Genomic DNA, 17,245 nt, shown 5'->3' with positions numbered 1-17,245 from the left:
CCTCAGTTTAATCTGGCATATAAAATTTTATCAATTTGAATATTTTTATAATACCAGCTAATTTATATCATATTTTATCAAGTTTCAAAAGTCCATTTTGGATTTCAAAACTTGCTTATTTTTCGTTCAGGGGGAACTATGGAAAACAAACAATATGAATTGAACAAAGGTCTGGCTCAGATGCTGAAGGGCGGCGTAATTATGGATGTCACAACACCAGAGCAGGCAGTTATTGCGGAAAAAGCTGGTGCCTGTGCCGTTATGGCTTTGGAAAGAATTCCGGCTGATATTCGTGCGGCTGGCGGTGTTTCGCGAATGAGCGACCCAAAGATGATTAAAGGAATCCAGGATGCGGTTTCGATTCCTGTTATGGCAAAATGTCGTATCGGACACTTTGTTGAGGCTCAGATTCTTGAGGCAATTGAAATTGATTATATTGATGAGTCGGAAGTTCTTTCACCGGCTGATGATCTTTATCATATCAATAAGAGAGAATTCAAAGTTCCGTTTGTGTGCGGTGCGCGTGATTTGGGAGAGGCTCTGCGAAGAATCAATGAAGGAGCTTCGATGATCAGAACTAAGGGAGAACCTGGAACTGGTGATGTTGTTCAGGCTGTTCGTCACATGAGAAAAATGAACAGTGAGATTGCAAGGCTCAGTTCAATGCGTGAGGACGAGCTTTTTGAGGCAGCAAAGGCTTTGCAGGTTCCGTATGAACTGGTTGAGTTCGTTCACAAGAATAAAAAACTACCTGTCGTTAATTTTGCGGCCGGTGGCGTTGCGACCCCGGCTGATGCGGCTTTAATGATGCAGCTGGGTGCGGAAGGTGTTTTCGTTGGTTCAGGAATTTTCAAGTCTGGAAATCCAGAAAAGAGAGCTCAGGCAATTGTTAAGGCTGTTACGAATTTCCGTGATGCAAAATTGATTGCCGAGCTTTCCGAGGATCTGGGTGAGGCTATGGTCGGAATCAACGAGAGCGAAATTAAGTTGATTATGGAAGCCAGAGGTCAGTAAATGAAGATTGGTGTTCTTGCGGTTCAGGGAGCTTTTATCGAGCATGAAAAAATGCTAGAGCGTCTTGGCGCCGAATGTATCGAGCTTCGTAAAAAATCGGACATCACGGAAAATTCTTTGGATGCCCTTGTGCTGCCTGGAGGGGAAAGTACCGTTCAAGGAAAACTTCTTCGTGAGCTTGATATGTTTGATTCTATAAAGTCCTTGATTGAAAAGGGAACTCCGGTTCTTGCAACTTGTGCTGGAATGATTCTTCTTGCCAGTCATATAGCCGATGATTCAACTGTACATTTGGGAACTCTTCCTGTGACAGTCAAAAGAAATGCTTACGGCCGCCAGCTTGGAAGTTTCGTAAGTGAGAACGATTTTAAAGGTCTCGGTAAGTTTGAAATGACTTTTATCCGCGCTCCTTATGTCGAAAAAACTGAAAGTGATGAAGTTGAAGTTCTGGCTGAGGTTGGGCAAAAGATTGTTGCAGTCCGATACAAGAATCAGATTGCACTTGCTTTCCACCCGGAAGTTGGCGAGGATTCCCGGATTCACGAGATATTTCTAAAAATGATAAAATAGATTACCGTTTGTTAGTTTACTTTGATTTGGCTGTGCTTCGATATTCCAGCGGCGTGCAGCCAAATTTTTTTCTGAATGCACGGATGAAATATGAAATGTTTTCAAACCCATTTTTGATTGCGATTTCTGTCACTGAGAATGAGGTTGATGTAAGAAGTTCCGTCGAGGCTTCCAATCGGTAGTCATTCAGATACTGGATATAGCTCATTCCCGTCTGGGCACGGAAAATGCTCATGAAACGGCTTGGCGAAACGGAGCAAACAGATGCGGCATCTTCAATCGTAATCCGTTCAGAAAAATGCTCAGCCGTATACGAAAGGATTTTTTTGAGGCGGTCTGTGTTAATTCTTTCGCGCTCATTATGATTTTTATTTCTATCTTCGTTCAGATTTTGATTTATGATTATATGGAGAATTTCAAAAAGTCGGGCTTTTATCATCAGTTCATAGCCGGAATATTTTTGTGCGCGGTGAGCAACTAAATCTTTTACAAGCGGAAGAATTTGAGAATTCAAAGGCGTGTCTTTTTTTAAGTGATATTCTTTAAGAATTACATTTTCTGAAATCCGTGAGAAAAATTGACGGCTGCAATGAGAATCAGGATTTTCTTCGAGCAGGGAAAATGAAAACAGGATGTTGAAATATTCCACATTATCATCCTGGTGTTGTTCCATTGAATGAATTGCTCCGCTTGGAATCAGAATTATGTCATCTTTTTCGCAAAGATATTTTCGTCCGTTCACCGTAAAAATTCCCTGTCCGAAAGCAACTAGAATAAGTTCAAATTCATCGTGCCAGTGAAGGGGAAAGCATAAAAGCCATTCTGGAATGCGTGCGTGATAGACGATATAAGGGAAAGTCTTTTTTCCGTGAGATGTTTTTTCGTGGAGCGATTCTCGTGATTCTCTTAGATTTTTCATCGAATTTCTCGGAGTATAATAGTTTTGTGTTATAAAATCGCTATTATTTTGCAAGATTTTACATAAATCTGATTGTATTATGCCAATATATGGATAAAGAATTCAAGAAGAAATTAACTGATATTGCTCTGCCGATTACGGTTCAGACTCTTATGCACTCATCGCTCTCGTTGATTGATCAGATTATGATTGGTTCGCTCGGAAGTGCGTGTATTGCAGGAATCGGGCTTGCTGGAAAATTCACTTCGCTTTTTTCGGTTACGGTATCGGCAATTGTTGCGGCTGCGGGAATATTGATTTCGCAGTATGTTGGCGCGAAAAATGAAAGGGGCGTGAGAGACAGTTTTTATCTGCCTCTATATTTTTCTCTGATTTTCGTCGTGGGATTTACGCTCGCTTCGCTTTTTGCACCCATCCAGATTATGGCCTTTTACGCTGATGATGTGGAGACGATTTCAAAGGCAGCCGTTTATCTCAGGTGGCGGGCTGTCGGGTATTTCCCGGAAATACTTACAATGTTTGTTTCGACTTTGCTCAGAAATATGAATCGTGCAAAACTTCCAGCGGTGGCAGGCGTTGTTGCAATCATAACGAACACATTGCTTAACTGGCTTTTGATTTTTGGATTTGGCCCGATTCCGAGGATGGAAGAATCTGGTGCTGCGATTGCGACTGTTATTTCGCATATCGTTGAAATGTTGATTGTTGTCGTATTATTTGCTCGTGAAAAGAAAAGACAGAATTTGTTCTTACATCCGACCGTTAGTTTTTCAACAGAATTCGTTAAAAATGCGGCTGTGATTCTGGCTCCTATTCTTGTGGGAGAATTTTTGTGGTCTCTCGGTGAAAATATGTATGCAGTGATTTACGGTCATTTGGGAACAGAACCTTGTGCCGCAATGACATTAATGTACCCGATTCAGGGAATTGCAATCGGTGCGCTGTGCGGTGTTTCGGCGGCTTCTGGAATCATCGTGGGAAACTCTCTTGGTGCGAATGATGACAAAAAAGCCTGGTCTCAGGCAATAGATTTTGTTCGTCTTACGGTTACGGCTGGAATCATAATTGGAGTAATTGTATGCGTTCTTTCACCATTTTATGTGAAGCTCTTCAATGTTGCTCCAGAGACGAGGGCTGTTACGATAAAAATTCTTGCGGCGTTTGCCTTTGTTTTTACAGCAAAAGTTTTCAACATGGTCATCGGTGGCGGAGTTTTGCAATCAGGCGGGCAGACAAAATTCATGACGGCTGTAAACATAATCGGAACTTGGGGAGTGGGAGTTCCTCTTGGATTTGTTTCGGCGTATTTTTTCAAACTTCCAATATGGTGGGTATACTTTTTCCTTTCGCTTGAAGAATTTGTCCGTGTCGGAATCAGCATTTGGCTCTTAAAAAGCAGGCGCTGGATGAAAAATGTAGCGGTCTAGGGTAAAATTCATTATCCTTGAGGCAGGAAAGTCAGTCATGGAAAATATGGATAAAATCAAAAGTCTTTTTGTGAATCAGAATGAATATAAAATCATCAAGCTGCTTGGACATGGAAAGGGCGGATATTCCTATCTTGCAGAAAAGGCGGATTGTTCGGGAGCTGAAAAAGTTGTCCTGAAGCAGATTCATCATGAGCCTTGCAGCTATTACACTTTCGGAAACAAAATCGAATCTGAGCAGAAAGACTACAAACGCCTGTGTAATGCCGGAATCAGAATCCCCAAAATGCTGGACATTGATCTTAAGAACGAAAGAATCGTAAAGGAATTCATCGACGGAGAAACGATTTTTGACCTGGTAAAGAATGGCGAAATGAAGGAAGAATATCTGAGTCAGGTTCGTCAGATGGCAGAAAAGGCAAAAGAGGCCGGACTTAACATTGATTATTTTCCAACAAATTTCGTCGTTCAAAAGAATGTAGATTCTGGCACGGAAGAGATTTTTTACATCGATTATGAATGTAACGATTACATGGAAGAATGGAATTTCGAGAACTGGGGATTAAAATACTGGACAAATCCGGCAGAACTTCCTTCATAAAAATTTGCTTTTTCTCAAAACCTGTTTTATCCTTTTAGAGTCAATTTTGCAAAAACTTATAGCTTGTGCTCCGTTCGTTAGAATTGCAAAAAAAATATCTAAAACAGGAGTTTTTATGGAAAATTTTACATTTTATTCACCGACATTTTTTGTTTTTGGAAAGGAATCTGAAAATCAGACTGGAGAATATGTAAAGAAATTTGGCGGAAGCAAGGTCTTGATTCACTTTGGCGGAAACAGCGCAAAAAAATCAGGACTTTTGGGCAGGGTTGAATCTTCTTTGAAAAAGGAAGGAATTCCTTTTGTGGAGCTTGGCGGCGTAAAGCCAAATCCTAGAAGCGGCCTCGTTTACGAAGGAATCGAGCTTTGCAAAAAAGAGAAGGTTGATTTTATCCTCGCTGTCGGCGGCGGAAGTACGATTGACTCAGCAAAAGCCATTGCGGCAGGCGTTGTTTACGACGGTGATTTCTGGGATTTTTACAGCGGAAAGCCGATTGAAAAAGCCCTCCCGATCGGAACCGTCCTCACAATTGCGGCAGCCGGAAGCGAAGGAAGTCCGGACTCTGTAATCACAAAAGAAGAAGGAATGTTCAAGCGCGGTGCAAGCGGAAACGCAATCCGCCCGAAATTCAGCATCTTGAATCCGGCACTCACTCAGACTCTGCCACCACATCAGACTGCGGCAGGAATCACAGACATTATGGCTCATCTTTACGAGCGCTACCTTACAAATACAAAGGAAGTTGAAGTCACTGACCGCCTGATTGAAGCCCTTTTGCTTACAATGAAGCATGAAGGACCGCGCGTAATCGCTGATCCAAACAACTACGAGGCCCGCGCCAACATCATGTGGGCTGGAATGATGGCCCACAACAATTCTTGCGGTGTCGGCCGAAGCCAGGACTGGAACAGCCACAATATCGAGCATGAACTTTCTGCCCTGTACGACTGCGCCCACGGTGCAGGTCTTGCGGTAACAATGCCGGCTGTCTTCAAATATGTCATGAATCATAACGTAATGCGCTTTGCCCAGGTTGCAAGCCGGGTCTGGGGCTGCCAGATGGATTTTGAGCATCCGGAAATTACGGCCCTTGAAGGAATCAATGCCTTGCAGTCATTCCTTGTTTCAATCGGAATGCCGAAGAATTTCAGTGAGCTTGGAGCAAAAGAAGAGGATATTCCAAAACTGGTTGAAGTCCTCTGCCGGGGAGACGGACGACCGGGCTCAATCACCGGATTCGTAACGCTTAACGAAGACGACTGCACTAAAATCTATCAAATGATGGTGTAGGCTAAACGGGGCTGTTCTTTCAGGGCAGCCTCAAATGCAGCCATCTTTAGATTCCTGTTGCTCGACCAATTTTGAAAAACTTAGTAAGATTAAAATCTTATGAATTGGCATACACTTTCCCTTCCAGAACTGGAAATTCTCCAAAAATCCGCTGTAAATAATGGTTTCTTTGCGAACAATTATGGTGCTGTGAATTCTTTTTTGTACGAGGAGAAATTTCATTCCCAGATTGATTTCAAAGACGGCTGGGTTTTGGAAAGATATGAGAGCGCAGGAAAATATTGCTTCAGTTTTCCTCACAATATCGAGGGCGATTCTTCAAAGCTTTCGGACATGATTGCCGTTCTTTCTGACGAAGCAAAATCCTTAAATTCTCCGCTGATTTTTCATAATGTGACGCTCGAAGAAAAAGAAATCCTCTGTGGAATTTTCCCGGATGTAAAGTTTACGCCGACTCCTGAATCCGGTGATTATATTTATCTGACGGAAAAGCTTGCAAATCTTACCGGAAAAAAATACAGCCGCAAAAGGAATCATATCCATCAGTTTGAAAGCAAATATCCTGATTTTTCATTTGAGCCGCTGACTTTACAAAATCTTGATGCCGCCAAAGAAGTTGAAGAAAAATGGTTTGCAGAAAATTCTGAGTTTGCTTCGGAAAACGGAACCCTTTCAGATTTGGAATTTGAGAAGAAAATAATCTTTTCCGTGCTTGAAAATTTTGACTTCTTTTCTAAGACATGTGGTGCAAGTGGCGGACTTCTGTTTATTGAAGGGCAGCCTGTTGCGTTCTGTTTCGCAAGCCTTTTGAGCCAAAAAATCACGGACATTCATTTTGAGAAGTGCATTTCGCCTTATGCTCGCGATGGCGGTTATGCCGTGATAAACAAGGAATTTGCGAAAACAGTTCAGACAGAATTCATTAACCGTGAAGAAGATTTGGGAATCGAAGGACTTCGGAAAGCAAAATTGTCTTATTACCCGGAAATGGTTCTCGAAAAATTCTGCTTTGGTATATAATGTACTATCGTTAGTTAGCCCCCTCCCCGCACAGCACACAATCCTTACACATACGCACAACATTTCCTAATCGCAAAAAAATGCCCTACTGTTCAGAAACTTCCGAGCGGTAGGGCATTTTAATTTATCAAATCTTTTTACAGACTAGAGCCTGAATTGAATATTACTCAAATTTTCCGTACATCAAATACCAGTAGCCGTATGGTGAATGCCATGTGCCTTTGAGGTTTGATTTCTGGAGCCAGAACTCGTTGTAGTAAGCAACTGGAGCCATTGCTGCATCTTTGAGCAAAACCTGTTCTGCAAGGTGCAGGTAATCATAGTGCTCAGCAAGATTTGTTGTTTTGCGTGCAAGTTTGACGAGCTTGTCGAATTCTGAAGAAGAATATTTACCGTCGTTGTTGCCGTTATTTGTTTCAAGAAGGTTAATCATGTTTGATGGGTCATCCCAGTCGTAAACCCAGCCGTTTCGTGCTACATCAAAGTTTCCTGCACGGCGGTTTGCAGATACTGTCTTCCATTCCTGAATGTTTACGGTCATTGTGATTCCGAGTTTTGCCCAGGCTGCCTGCAAGTATTCTGCGACTGCCTTGTGGTAGCCAGCATCATTTGTGAGGTATTCAAATGCCGGGAATCCCTGTCCGTTTGGATAACCAGCTGCAGCGAGCAATCCTTTTGCACGGAACAAATCTTCTTCATAGTTCTCGATATTGAAGTGGTCGCCGTATTTTTTTGTTGTGAATTTCTCGAAAGATGAGCCTGGTGCCATGTCAGAAACGCCTGGACCAACGAAGTTCTTTGCCGGTGAGTAAGTTCCCTGCATGATTGTAGAAGCTACATGTTTTCGGTCGATTGCAAGTGAGAGGGCCTCTCGGACTTTCGGATCATTGAACGGAGCTTTCTTAGTGTTGAATGTTACATAATAAGTTCCCATCAATGGTTCAATATAGAACTCGCTGTTGCCGCTAAGGCTTGGAATTTCTTCTGTTGGAACATCTTTGATAAGCTGAATTTCGCCCTGATTGTAAGCTGTGTAAGAAGTGTTCGGATCTTCAATAAGGTGCCATACGATTTTATCGAATGTGATGTTTTCTACATCCCAGTAATTCGGGTTCTTTTTGAAGACGATTTGTGCGCCGTCAGTGAATTCTTCCATGTAGTATGGACCGTCACAAACATAGCTTGCCGGATTTGTTGCCCATGCGTCTCCTGATTTTTCAATTGTTGCTTTCTGAACAGGAACAAGAACTGCGAATGCTGCGATGGTGAAACAAGATTTACGACGAAAGTTTTTGCATTTGGAGCAGAAACGCCAAGAGCCTCAATATCGCCTGCAGAAGCCTTGTCGAAACCTACGACCATATTGAGCAAATCGTAGCCGTAAGGTGCTGCTGTTGTCGGGTCAGCAACTCGACGCCATGAATAAACGAAATCCTCCGCTGTGAGTGGAGTTCCGTCCGACCATTTGAGGTTGTCGCGCAAGTGGAAAGTCCATGTGAGACCGTCAGAAGACTGTTCCCATTTTTCTGCACAACCTGCGATAACACTGTTGTCGCGGTCAAATTTAAGCAATCCTTCAAAAGCATGAAGAATCATATTTGCGCCATCAACCGTGCTGTTGAGTGCAGGGTCGATAGTTTCTGGTGAAGGACCGACCTGTACATGGACTACAGTGCCGTCTTCTGTGACAGATTTCTTTTCGTTGCAAGACATAAGAAGTCCAGCCAACGCAAAAGCAGAAACCAACAATGCCAGTTTCTTCATTATTATCTCCTCGTCGCCTTTTCTCAGGTGACTTTTAAAAAGAATACTAATTTAATTTATCAAGGTGATGGCAGGCACAATAGTGTCCGCTGGTAATTTCCTTGAATTCCGGTTTTTGTTCAGCACAAACTGAATCGGCATAAGGACAGCGGGTTCTGAACGGGCATCCTGAAGGCGGATTCACAGGAGAAGGAACATCGCCTTCAAGAATGATTCGCTTGTTTGCTCTTGCTGTTCTTGGGTCTGCGATTGGAACTGCTGAAATCAATGAACGGGTGTAAGGATGAGCTGAATGGAAGATGATTTCGTCACTTTCAGCCATTTCGACCAGGTGGCCGAGGTACATTACACCGATTCTGTTTGATATATGATTAACTACCGATAGGTCGTGTGCAATAAAAAGATATGTTAATCCCATTTCTTGCTGTAAGTCCTCGAACATATTTACGACCTGAGCCTGAATTGAAACGTCGAGTGCGGAAACCGGCTCATCACAAACAATGAACTGCGGTTTTACTGCAAGTGCACGGGCAATTCCGATTCGCTGTCGTTGTCCGCCAGAAAATTCATGCGGATAGCGGTTTGCGTGCTCAGAGTTAAGTCCGACAGTTGCGAGAAGTGAAATGATTTTTTCTCGTCTCTCGGCTTTTGTCGAATAAAGTTTATGAATGTCCAGGGCTTCACCTACGATGTCGCCTACAGTCATTCGTGGGTCAAGGGAAGCGTAAGGATCCTGAAAAACAATCTGCATCTTTCGACGGAAAGGCCTCATATCAGCCTTGAAGTTATTCTCGCTGTCAAAAATTGTCTCGCCATCAAAAATGATTTTTCCGGCAGTTGGTTCATTGAGCCGCAAAATTGCACGGCCGGTTGTTGTTTTGCCGCAGCCAGATTCTCCTACAAGTCCGAAAGTTTCGCCTTTTTTAATGAAGAAGCTTACATCGTCGACCGCATGGACGATTTTTTTGGTTCCTGCAACCGGGAAATATTGCTTTAGATGCTGAACTTCAAGAAGATTTGTGTTTTCGCTCATTACTTGTCTCCTTCTGCGGTGATTGTTGCGTTTGCGCTTCCTAACAGGGCTGCTTTTTGTTCGAGCCAGCATCTTCCGTAGTGGAAATTTTCGCCTATCGTTGCTCCGCCGAGTGATTCATATTCATTGCGTACCGGCGGCTGTTCCAGACAGATTTTCATGCAGTTTGAGCATCTTGGTGCAAAACAGCATCCTTTCGGGCGGTTAAGCAAATCAACTGGCTGTCCTTCAATTGGAACGAGCTTTGAATAATCTTTTTCGTGAAATTTCGGGATTGAACGCAAAAGTCCTCGTGTGTATTCATGCTGTGGATTGTAGAAAATATCGTCTGTTGTGCCGTATTCGATGATTTCTCCAGCGTACATTACGGCGATATGGTCACACATGCTTGCGACTACGCCCAAATCGTGCGTAATCATGATGATTCCCATGCCGAGCTTCTTTTTAAGTTCCTGCATAAGCTCAAGAATCTGTGCCTGAATCGTCACATCGAGCGCGGTTGTCGGTTCATCCGCAATCAAAAGCTTTGGTTCGCAGGCAAGGGCAATCGCTATCATTACGCGCTGCCTCATTCCGCCTGAAAGCTCGTGCGGGTATTGTTTGAGTCGTTTTTCCGGCTCGTTGATTCCTACCAGAGTCAGAAGTTCTTTTGCGCGCTCTTTGACCTGTGCGCCTTTCTTGTCTGTGTGGAGTTTTATAGCCTCTTCAATCTGATTTCCGATTGTCCAGACCGGGTTTAGCGAAGTCATCGGATCCTGGAAGATGATGCTTACTTCTTTTCCGCGGATTTTTCGGAGTTCTTTTTCGCTCATCTTGTCGATTCGGTGCCCGTTGAATGTTACGCTTCCGTCCATGATTCTGCCGTTTTCTGCAGTAAGCCCCATGATGGAATATGCCGTTACGCTTTTTCCGCTGCCACTTTCACCTACGATTCCGAGAACTTCACCTTCGCTTATGTGCAAAGTGACATCGTTTAATGCCCGGACTTCACCTGCCGGAGTGAAAAATGAAAGTTTTTCGTGCTGTATGTCTACAAGATATTCTGTTTTTGTTTTTTCTGCCATTTTCATCTCCTACGACTTCAATTTCGGGTCAAAAGCATCCCGGAGTCCGTCGCCCAAAAGGTTGAAACTCAAAATGATGATGAATATAAGTGCCGCCGGAGCGAACAATTTTTCTGGGAAAGTCTGGAAGCCGTTGAGTGCTGCCGAAGCAAGAGAGCCGAGTGATGGCATTGGAGCCTGAACGCCAAGACCGAGGAATGAAAGGAACGATTCCGTGAAAATCGAAGAAGGAATCTGCAATGTTGTTGTTACGATAAGTGTTCCGATACAGTTTGTGATAAGGTGCTTTCCGATGATTCTGCGTTTTTTTGCGCCCAAAGCCCTTGCCGCAGTTACATATTCGTTCTGCTTCAAAATCATAATCTGGCTTCGCACGATTCGAGCCATTCCGACCCAGTACAAAAGCGCGAATACGATGAACATACTGACCATATTCGGGCCGAGTTTTTGAATCCATCCGAACCCGGACACTTTTGCGAGCGTTTCAAGAGGGAATTTGAGGGTTGCCGCAAGAAGAATGATGATAAGGACATCCGGAACCGTGTAGATAATATCGACTACACGCATCATAATCAGGTCGATGATGCCTCCGAAGTAGCCTGCTACAGCTCCATAAATTGAACCAATTATAAGAATCAAGATGGATGCCACGATACCGACAGCCATTGAGACTCTTCCACCGACCATAACACGGATTGCGTAGTCGCGGCCGTTTGCGTCAGTTCCAAGAATGTGCGGGAAAATATGTTCCCCGGCAGCGATTCTCTGCATCTCTGTTTTGGAATATTGCATTGGAGCCAGTCGTTCAGAGCCTTTTACCTGATCGGCGTATTTGTAAGGGTAAAATGCAGGCACAATAAAGCACAAAAACAGGATAAAAAGAACGATTGAAAGTGCCGCCATTGCGATTTTATTTTTTTTGAAACGACGAATTCCGTCTTTCCAGAAACTGACGGATTCTCGCATTATGATGAGGGATTCTTTTTCTTCGGTTGTCGCAGGAACAAAGTCATCGACTTTTATCTGCAAACTGAGCGGATTTTTTGCTTCAGATATACTCATTTTTCACTTCCTACTTTAATTTGATTCGCGGGTCAACGATTGCGTAAGCTATATCAACAAGAACATTCATAAAAATGATGAAGAACGCAAGGAAAATCGTAGTTCCCATAATCATCGGATAGTCACGGCTTGTGATTGCTCCGACGAATTCCGAGCCGAGGCCTGGAATATTAAAAATCTTTTCGATGATAAAACTTCCTGTCATAAGGGAAGCCAAAAGTGGTCCCAGGTAAGTTACGACTGGAAGAATTGCATTTCGCAGGGCGTGCTTAAAAATTGATTTGAAGATGCTGACACCCTTTGCGCGGGCTGTTCTCATATAATCCTGACCCATGACATCGAGCATTGACGAGCGCATGAGCCGTGCGATGTAGAAAGTAGGGTAAAGAGCCAATGCTATTACCGGCATGATATAACTCAGCGGAGAATTAAGTCCGAGCGATGGAAGAAGTTTAAGCTTTGTTGTGAAAATATACATAAGAAGGGTTGAAGAAAGGAAGCTAGGGATTGCGATTCCGGCTGTGGACATGATGACAAGGATATTATCGATGGTTTTTCCTCGCTTGAAGGCTGCTACGGCTCCAAACGGAACGCCACAGCAGACAGCGACAATCATTGCGATTGCACCGAGCCTTGCCGACACAGGGAATTTCGTAGCGATAATCTGGCTGACTGTTCGGCCTCGTTTTTTGAGGGAAAGTCCTAAATCCCCTTTTGCAAGTCCGCTGATATAAGTGACATACTGCGTGCTGAGCGGTTTATCAAGACCGTATTTTGCTTCCATTGCAGCCTGTGCCTGCGGAGTGACAGCTTTTTCAGCCAGGAATGGGCCGCCAGGAACTAAATTCATAATGAAAAAAGTCAGCGTTGCTACCAGATAGGCTGTGATAACAGCGGTAATTATGCGCTTTATCGCATATTTCAACATTTTTTAATACCTCAGATAAAAAATTTAATGATAGAGATACTATCATACCATAAAGTATATTTAAAATATACAGTGGCCAAACTCGAATCTTAAATTATTTTTTTAAATTTAATCTGAATAATTTTGAGCCGCGTTTTGGATTCCATATTTTTCGGCGGCGTTCCGGAAGCGTGTCGATTGAATCAGCCACAAAGCCCTGTTTTTCAAACCAGTCGGCAGTCTGCGTGGTAAGGATGAAAACGCTTTCGATTGAGACAGTTTTTGCTTTTTCAATCAGATATTCAATCATTTTCGGCCCGATTCCGATATGGGCGCAAGTTTCATCCACGGCAAGAGCGGCGATTTCGGCCTGAGAACGGTCGTAAATGTGAAGCGCGGCACAGGCTCGGACAGCTCCATCCAGCTCGTAAACAATAAAGTCGTTGTATTCAGCTTCCATCTGCTGCTCTGAGCGAGGAAGAAGAATTTCTTTACTAACGAACGGTCGTATAAGTGAAAGTACAGCAGAAATATCTTCGCGGCGCATAGCACGGAATTTGCCGTAATTTGACTTGTAAATCATCGTGCCGGAACCCAAATCACTGAAAATTTCGCATGGCAAGGTTCCTTCAATTGAGCCATTCAAAATATGGACACGAGTAACGCCAGATTGTACGGATTTTTTCGCAAGTTCTAGCATGGAAATAATTTTTTGCTCACTATCGTTAGTTTGATTTTTGTTCAGTTCCAGAAATTCATCCAGTTCCTCAATATTCATCGCAGGAACACAACCTTCTGGCGAAAGTCCCAAGTCTTTTGGAATCGTAAAATTCTTTGCCGAAAGTTCAGCATCTGGTAAAAGGAAAAATAGCTTGTCAGCCTGCAAGTGAGTGGCAATCTGGGAAGCAAGCTGTGCCGAAGAAATGTTGTAAGGCTTTCCGTTCAAACTCCAGCCGATACAGGGGAAAATCGGAATGAAGCCGTTGTTAAGGATTGTCTCGATAGTGTTGTCGTCGAGTTTGTCAATTTCGCCCGCCGTAGCAAAATCCACGCCGCTAAGAACGCCTTTCCCGCGAGCACGAACCCAGTTCCCGATTACTGCTGTAAGATTCTCGCCTGCAAGACTTGTCATGACCACATTTGCCGCATCAAAGGCCGCATTTTTAATCAAAGGCATAGCCTCAACCGGCGTAATTCGGATTCCGTTTTCGTAAGTCCAGGAAATTCCGTTTTTGGAAAGATATTCGTCAATCTTCCTTCGTGCGCCCGGAACCAGAATTACCCGCAGCCCCGCCTGATGAATCAGAGCAATGTCACGGATATGGCTCACAAAGAGCGGCGAATCAATGATGTCGTCGTCAAGATAAATCACGACAGTCGCGTTTTTGAATCGTTTAATGTAGCGAATGACATCACGGATTCGCTCGGCTTTTTCAAGGATTGGGGAAGTTGTCATGCAGAAATTGTAACACAGCGCAAGATTTTTGCATAGAAAGGATAGTTACTTGCAATCTGCGCTTACATTTTCAATTAGCGAAAGAATGGAATTGCGGGATTTTTCAGGAATTGATTCCAATTTTTCGAGCGTTGAAGCGTATTTCTGAAGCATATTTTGTTTTTTAGCATTTTGAAAATCTTTTCCATATATTAGATATTCAACCGAAACATTCAAGACCTCTGCAATTTTTACGGCGGTTTCAACAGAGGGACTGCTCTTTAATCTGATTCCACGCCCAATATTCGAAGGGTCAAATCCTGCTTTTTTTGCCAAAGTCCTGTTTGACATTCCAAGATAATCCAATTCGGCTAAAACATTATCCCAAAATCCCATATTTACAGAGTATGGATTTTTACCAACAAATTCTTAATTTTGTGGTTGATTAACTGCAAAAAGAGCGTATAATGTAGATAATAATCCATTTGAATTTAAGATATGTGGATTATTTACAATATAAGGAGAATAGAAAAATGAAAAAAATTATATTGACGCTTTTATCGTTACTGATTTCTGTCAATTTATTTGCTCACAGAACTTCACTTGGGTCTTATGGGACAAATAATCTTTATACCTACGCTTATTTTTTTGATGAGTATAAAGAAAATGATGTCAGCTTTTATGCAGTTATTGCAACTGAAAAAACCGATGGGTATCCTTCTTGGAAACAAATTACAACAAAGTTTACAGCAATTCTCTATGATATCTCAGAAAAGGAACAGGCCGAAAAACTTTACAATGATATGATCAGTTTGAGTTTAACTCCAGATAATATTGAGGAAAAATGCAACGCTGATACTAGCGGTTATAGCTCTATAAACTCTCATAACTATTGGGTGCAGAGTATAATGAAAATTCCACCTCAGAAAACCAAAGCTTATAAAACGACTTCATTAAATTTGACTGATATACCAACAAAAATTGCCAATAACATTAAATTTATTGCAGAAAATGGCCATATGGTTGAAATAAAATTTGGTGAAAAATCTGTTGGATTTTCATGTTCGGAAGGAGAAAATACAGAAGCAATTTGTATATATTTTAGGCAATATCAGAATGGAGAAAATTCCGAACAGGAACTTAGAAAAATTCTCACGAAGATAATACAGAATACAACTAAGGAAACTTGTTTTGAGATTATGAAAGATGCAGAAAAAATTGGGTTTAACCTCTCAGACAAGATGAATAATAGGAATCCACCAGCTATTTATTATTACTACGATTGGAATAATTAATTTGATTATAAACTTATATCGGATATTTTAGGTAACCCCTATGGAACAAAAAATACGGAAAACTCTTGAAGATATAAAGGATACAGATTCTCTAATAGAGTACCTAAAATATCCTTATTATGGATTTTCTTCGGCATATCATTACACTTCGCTAGAAGCGCTTTATCAGATTTTCAAGAATAAGACATTGAGGTTTTCTCGTATGTCAGCGATGAATGATTCTTTTGAAAGAGAATTATTCTGCGATAATAAAGATTTTTTCTTTTGCCTTTCAAAAGGAAAAGAGGATATTTTTGAAAATTTTGGAATGTGGGCTATGTATGGAAAACTCAACAATTCCAAAACCGATGATCCAACTAAAATCGGAGTAAAAATTTATTTCTCGAAAGAAAACTTACAGCGCCTTCTTGTAGAAAACAAAAAGATAATTCCTCATTCCGTAGCATATGCAAATATAATCGAGAACTATGAAAATCCCAAAAATCTGAAAGTTCGAGTTGGTTCACATACGGCCAATATAAGCGATTTTGACATAAAAAAACATTCAGGATTTTTAAAAGATACCGCATGGAAATATGAAAACGAATTACGTCTTAGAATACCTTGTACCACGGAAAGACTCACAGATAAAATAAAAGATATTTCAATTTCTGAAGAAATCTTAGCTTCATTAAAGATATATCCGTCACCCATTTATGATTGCGACACATGCAAGAAAATCTTTTTGAATTTAAGCAAAGGCGGGGGGCTGGTTCCGAAGTTTGAAAATAATGTATATCGTCAAACTCTAAAAATGGATTGAATCTTATGATAGAAAAACAGGACTGCAAACGATTATTTTTCATAATTCTCAGTGTTTTGTTACTCTTTGCAGGGGGCATGATTTATTTGAATTTCCGCCTTCATACATTGCAAATGTTTTCTTGGCTAAAATTCATAGGTGCAGAAAACCTGTTTCGCCAAAAGGAATTTAAAAACGACTCTGAATTTTTATCCTTTCTTATTTTTTCAATTCCGAATGGATTATGGTCTTTGTCAGCAATTATTCTGTTCGGTGAAATTTGGCGAGAGTCAAAAAAATCATTTTTGTTTTATACGGTTCTTTTTTCTTCTGCAAATATTTTATTTGAAATACTCCAATTATTTCGGTGGATTTCTGGAACATTTGATTATCTTGATATTTTGGTTTTATTAATTTCCGTGATTTTGGGAATTTTAATATACAAATATTTTATATGGAGGAATTCTTATGAATCTTAAGAATTTTACAAAACACTTTTTGACAATAGTTTTGCTAGCGGGCTTTGGCTTCTTGGCTGCAGGAAGTATGGATGAACCAGATGAAGCTGCAGTAAAACTTTACGAAGCAGGAAAATACGATAAAGCGTATAAGAAATTTCAGTCAGGTGTTATAAAAAACGCAGATGACTTGTCGGATTTATCATCAGGCAGCAAAGCCGTGCAATGTTATTATTATGCCAAACTTCTCGAAATGGAAGGAGAGTATGAAAAAGCGGGAGATTTCAAAGTTCTCGTATACAATCATGCAATAAAATATACTAATCTACGAGAAAATCATACAGAGATTTATAACGATATTATAAAAGACTCTCAAGTAAAGACTCTTGCAGCAGAATTCGCAAGAAAACAATTTGTAGGAGCTTGGAATCTTATTAGTGCAGGTGACGAAGTTCATAATAATAAAAATGGAAGATTGTAAAATGAACTTGAAATAGTAAAAATAAAAACACCCATACAAATGGAAATTTGTTAATATGTTTTTCACCACAAAAACCAAAATTAACAAAGGAGAACCATAAGTATGGGCTTAAATCATGTTACT

The 17,245-nt window shown here is 41.4% G+C and carries 17 protein-coding genes and 1 pseudogene; 10 read left to right on the top strand and 8 right to left on the bottom strand.

Annotation, left to right across the window (positions count from 1 at the left end; genetic code table 11):
• Positions 1 to 138 precede the first annotated feature (138 nt).
• Complete coding sequence (gene pdxS, locus IJJ71_RS13800; RefSeq protein WP_296847842.1) at positions 139 to 1,014, top strand: pyridoxal 5'-phosphate synthase lyase subunit PdxS; 876 nt, start codon at positions 139 to 141, stop codon at positions 1,012 to 1,014.
• On the top strand, positions 1,015 to 1,584 hold the full coding sequence (gene pdxT, locus IJJ71_RS13795; RefSeq protein WP_296847841.1) for a pyridoxal 5'-phosphate synthase glutaminase subunit PdxT: 570 nt from the start codon (positions 1,015 to 1,017) through the stop codon (positions 1,582 to 1,584).
• Between the two features lie 16 nt (positions 1,585 to 1,600).
• Here pdxT and IJJ71_RS13790 read toward each other — a convergent pair whose 3' ends face one another.
• A complete protein-coding gene (locus IJJ71_RS13790; protein WP_296847839.1) occupies positions 1,601 to 2,503 on the bottom strand; it encodes an AraC family transcriptional regulator in 903 nt (300 codons plus the stop codon).
• An 89-nt stretch (positions 2,504 to 2,592) separates the two neighbouring features.
• On the opposite strand from IJJ71_RS13790, the gene IJJ71_RS13785 reads away from it, so the two are divergent.
• From IJJ71_RS13785 to IJJ71_RS13770, 4 genes are all read left to right on the top strand, one after another.
• Positions 2,593 to 3,930: an MATE family efflux transporter gene (locus IJJ71_RS13785; RefSeq protein WP_296847838.1), complete on the top strand. Its 1,338-nt coding sequence runs from the start codon at positions 2,593 to 2,595 to the stop codon at positions 3,928 to 3,930.
• Positions 3,931 to 3,967: 37 nt separating this feature from the next.
• Entirely contained in the window at positions 3,968 to 4,531 is a 564-nt protein-coding gene (locus tag IJJ71_RS13780) for a BUD32 family EKC/KEOPS complex subunit (RefSeq protein ID WP_296847836.1), read from the top strand.
• A 115-nt stretch (positions 4,532 to 4,646) separates the two neighbouring features.
• On the top strand, positions 4,647 to 5,822 hold the full coding sequence (locus IJJ71_RS13775) for an iron-containing alcohol dehydrogenase (RefSeq protein WP_296847834.1): 1,176 nt from the start codon (positions 4,647 to 4,649) through the stop codon (positions 5,820 to 5,822).
• Positions 5,823 to 5,921: 99 nt separating this feature from the next.
• Positions 5,922 to 6,842, top strand: a complete 921-nt coding sequence (locus IJJ71_RS13770) for a DUF2156 domain-containing protein (RefSeq protein WP_296847832.1) — start codon at positions 5,922 to 5,924, stop codon at positions 6,840 to 6,842.
• 163 nt (positions 6,843 to 7,005) lie between these two features.
• On the opposite strand, the pseudogene IJJ71_RS13765 reads toward IJJ71_RS13770, so the two are convergent.
• The 7 genes and pseudogenes from IJJ71_RS13765 to IJJ71_RS13735 all read right to left on the bottom strand — a co-directional run bounded on the left by IJJ71_RS13765 (position 7,006) and on the right by IJJ71_RS13735 (position 14,458).
• Positions 7,006 to 8,438 (bottom strand): annotated as a pseudogene (locus IJJ71_RS13765) (peptide ABC transporter substrate-binding protein).
• Positions 8,439 to 8,652: 214 nt separating this feature from the next.
• Positions 8,653 to 9,639, bottom strand: coding sequence for an ABC transporter ATP-binding protein (locus IJJ71_RS13760; protein ID WP_296847830.1), 987 nt, complete (start codon positions 9,637 to 9,639; stop codon positions 8,653 to 8,655).
• The gene (locus IJJ71_RS13755) at positions 9,639 to 10,703 is read right to left on the bottom strand and encodes an ABC transporter ATP-binding protein (protein WP_296847828.1); all 1,065 of its coding nucleotides are present in this window, start codon (positions 10,701 to 10,703) and stop codon (positions 9,639 to 9,641) included. The genes IJJ71_RS13760 and IJJ71_RS13755 overlap by 1 nt, the downstream gene beginning before the upstream one ends.
• Positions 10,704 to 10,712: 9 nt before the next feature.
• Positions 10,713 to 11,765: an ABC transporter permease gene (locus IJJ71_RS13750; RefSeq protein WP_296847826.1), complete on the bottom strand. Its 1,053-nt coding sequence runs from the start codon at positions 11,763 to 11,765 to the stop codon at positions 10,713 to 10,715.
• 10 nt (positions 11,766 to 11,775) lie between these two features.
• Positions 11,776 to 12,693, bottom strand: coding sequence for an ABC transporter permease (locus IJJ71_RS13745; RefSeq protein ID WP_296847824.1), 918 nt, complete (start codon positions 12,691 to 12,693; stop codon positions 11,776 to 11,778).
• A 94-nt stretch (positions 12,694 to 12,787) separates the two neighbouring features.
• The gene (argA, locus tag IJJ71_RS13740) at positions 12,788 to 14,128 is read right to left on the bottom strand and encodes an amino-acid N-acetyltransferase (protein WP_296847822.1); all 1,341 of its coding nucleotides are present in this window, start codon (positions 14,126 to 14,128) and stop codon (positions 12,788 to 12,790) included.
• A gap of 45 nt (positions 14,129 to 14,173) precedes the next feature.
• On the bottom strand, positions 14,174 to 14,458 hold the full coding sequence (locus IJJ71_RS13735; RefSeq protein WP_296847844.1) for a helix-turn-helix domain-containing protein: 285 nt from the start codon (positions 14,456 to 14,458) through the stop codon (positions 14,174 to 14,176).
• Positions 14,459 to 14,640: 182 nt separating this feature from the next.
• Between IJJ71_RS13735 and IJJ71_RS13730 the strand changes: the two genes are divergently transcribed.
• Genes IJJ71_RS13730 through IJJ71_RS13715 form a run of 4 tightly spaced genes read left to right on the top strand, consistent with a single transcriptional unit; the run spans position 14,641 to position 17,122 of the window.
• Positions 14,641 to 15,402, top strand: a complete 762-nt coding sequence (locus IJJ71_RS13730) for a hypothetical protein (protein ID WP_296847821.1) — start codon at positions 14,641 to 14,643, stop codon at positions 15,400 to 15,402.
• 40 nt (positions 15,403 to 15,442) lie between these two features.
• The gene (locus tag IJJ71_RS13725; RefSeq protein WP_296847819.1) at positions 15,443 to 16,204 is read left to right on the top strand and encodes a DUF2971 domain-containing protein; all 762 of its coding nucleotides are present in this window, start codon (positions 15,443 to 15,445) and stop codon (positions 16,202 to 16,204) included.
• Between the two features lie 5 nt (positions 16,205 to 16,209).
• Entirely contained in the window at positions 16,210 to 16,662 is a 453-nt protein-coding gene (locus IJJ71_RS13720; protein WP_296847817.1) for a hypothetical protein, read from the top strand.
• Positions 16,652 to 17,122 (top strand): hypothetical protein, encoded by a 471-nt coding sequence (locus IJJ71_RS13715; protein ID WP_296847815.1) that lies wholly within the window; start codon positions 16,652 to 16,654, stop codon positions 17,120 to 17,122. The genes IJJ71_RS13720 and IJJ71_RS13715 overlap by 11 nt, the downstream gene beginning before the upstream one ends.
• Positions 17,123 to 17,245: the final 123 nt, after the last annotated feature.

The sequence above is a fragment of the Treponema sp. genome (assembly GCF_017430385.1).
Classification (GTDB): Bacteria; Spirochaetota; Spirochaetia; order Treponematales; family Treponemataceae; genus Treponema_D.
The sequence above is the reverse complement of the archived record's forward strand: the minus strand, read 5'-3'. Positions and strand labels throughout refer to the sequence as shown.

Bases quoted from the DNA above. Each gene is read 5' to 3' on its own strand.
- pdxS (WP_296847842.1), top strand. From the start codon at position 139: ATGGAAAACAAACAATATGAATTGAACAAAGGTCTGGCTCAGATGCTG.
- pdxT (WP_296847841.1), top strand. From the start codon at position 1,015: ATGAAGATTGGTGTTCTTGCGGTTCAGGGAGCTTTTATCGAGCATGAA.
- IJJ71_RS13790 (WP_296847839.1), bottom strand. From the start codon at position 2,503: ATGAAAAATCTAAGAGAATCACGAGAATCGCTCCACGAAAAAACATCT.
- IJJ71_RS13785 (WP_296847838.1), top strand. From the start codon at position 2,593: ATGGATAAAGAATTCAAGAAGAAATTAACTGATATTGCTCTGCCGATT.
- IJJ71_RS13780 (WP_296847836.1), top strand. From the start codon at position 3,968: ATGGAAAATATGGATAAAATCAAAAGTCTTTTTGTGAATCAGAATGAA.
- IJJ71_RS13775 (WP_296847834.1), top strand. From the start codon at position 4,647: ATGGAAAATTTTACATTTTATTCACCGACATTTTTTGTTTTTGGAAAG.
- IJJ71_RS13770 (WP_296847832.1), top strand. From the start codon at position 5,922: ATGAATTGGCATACACTTTCCCTTCCAGAACTGGAAATTCTCCAAAAA.
- IJJ71_RS13760 (WP_296847830.1), bottom strand. From the start codon at position 9,639: ATGAGCGAAAACACAAATCTTCTTGAAGTTCAGCATCTAAAGCAATAT.
- IJJ71_RS13755 (WP_296847828.1), bottom strand. From the start codon at position 10,703: ATGGCAGAAAAAACAAAAACAGAATATCTTGTAGACATACAGCACGAA.
- IJJ71_RS13750 (WP_296847826.1), bottom strand. From the start codon at position 11,765: ATGAGTATATCTGAAGCAAAAAATCCGCTCAGTTTGCAGATAAAAGTC.
- IJJ71_RS13745 (WP_296847824.1), bottom strand. From the start codon at position 12,693: ATGTTGAAATATGCGATAAAGCGCATAATTACCGCTGTTATCACAGCC.
- argA (WP_296847822.1), bottom strand. From the start codon at position 14,128: ATGACAACTTCCCCAATCCTTGAAAAAGCCGAGCGAATCCGTGATGTC.
- IJJ71_RS13735 (WP_296847844.1), bottom strand. From the start codon at position 14,458: ATGTCAAACAGGACTTTGGCAAAAAAAGCAGGATTTGACCCTTCGAAT.
- IJJ71_RS13730 (WP_296847821.1), top strand. From the start codon at position 14,641: ATGAAAAAAATTATATTGACGCTTTTATCGTTACTGATTTCTGTCAAT.
- IJJ71_RS13725 (WP_296847819.1), top strand. From the start codon at position 15,443: ATGGAACAAAAAATACGGAAAACTCTTGAAGATATAAAGGATACAGAT.
- IJJ71_RS13720 (WP_296847817.1), top strand. From the start codon at position 16,210: ATGATAGAAAAACAGGACTGCAAACGATTATTTTTCATAATTCTCAGT.
- IJJ71_RS13715 (WP_296847815.1), top strand. From the start codon at position 16,652: ATGAATCTTAAGAATTTTACAAAACACTTTTTGACAATAGTTTTGCTA.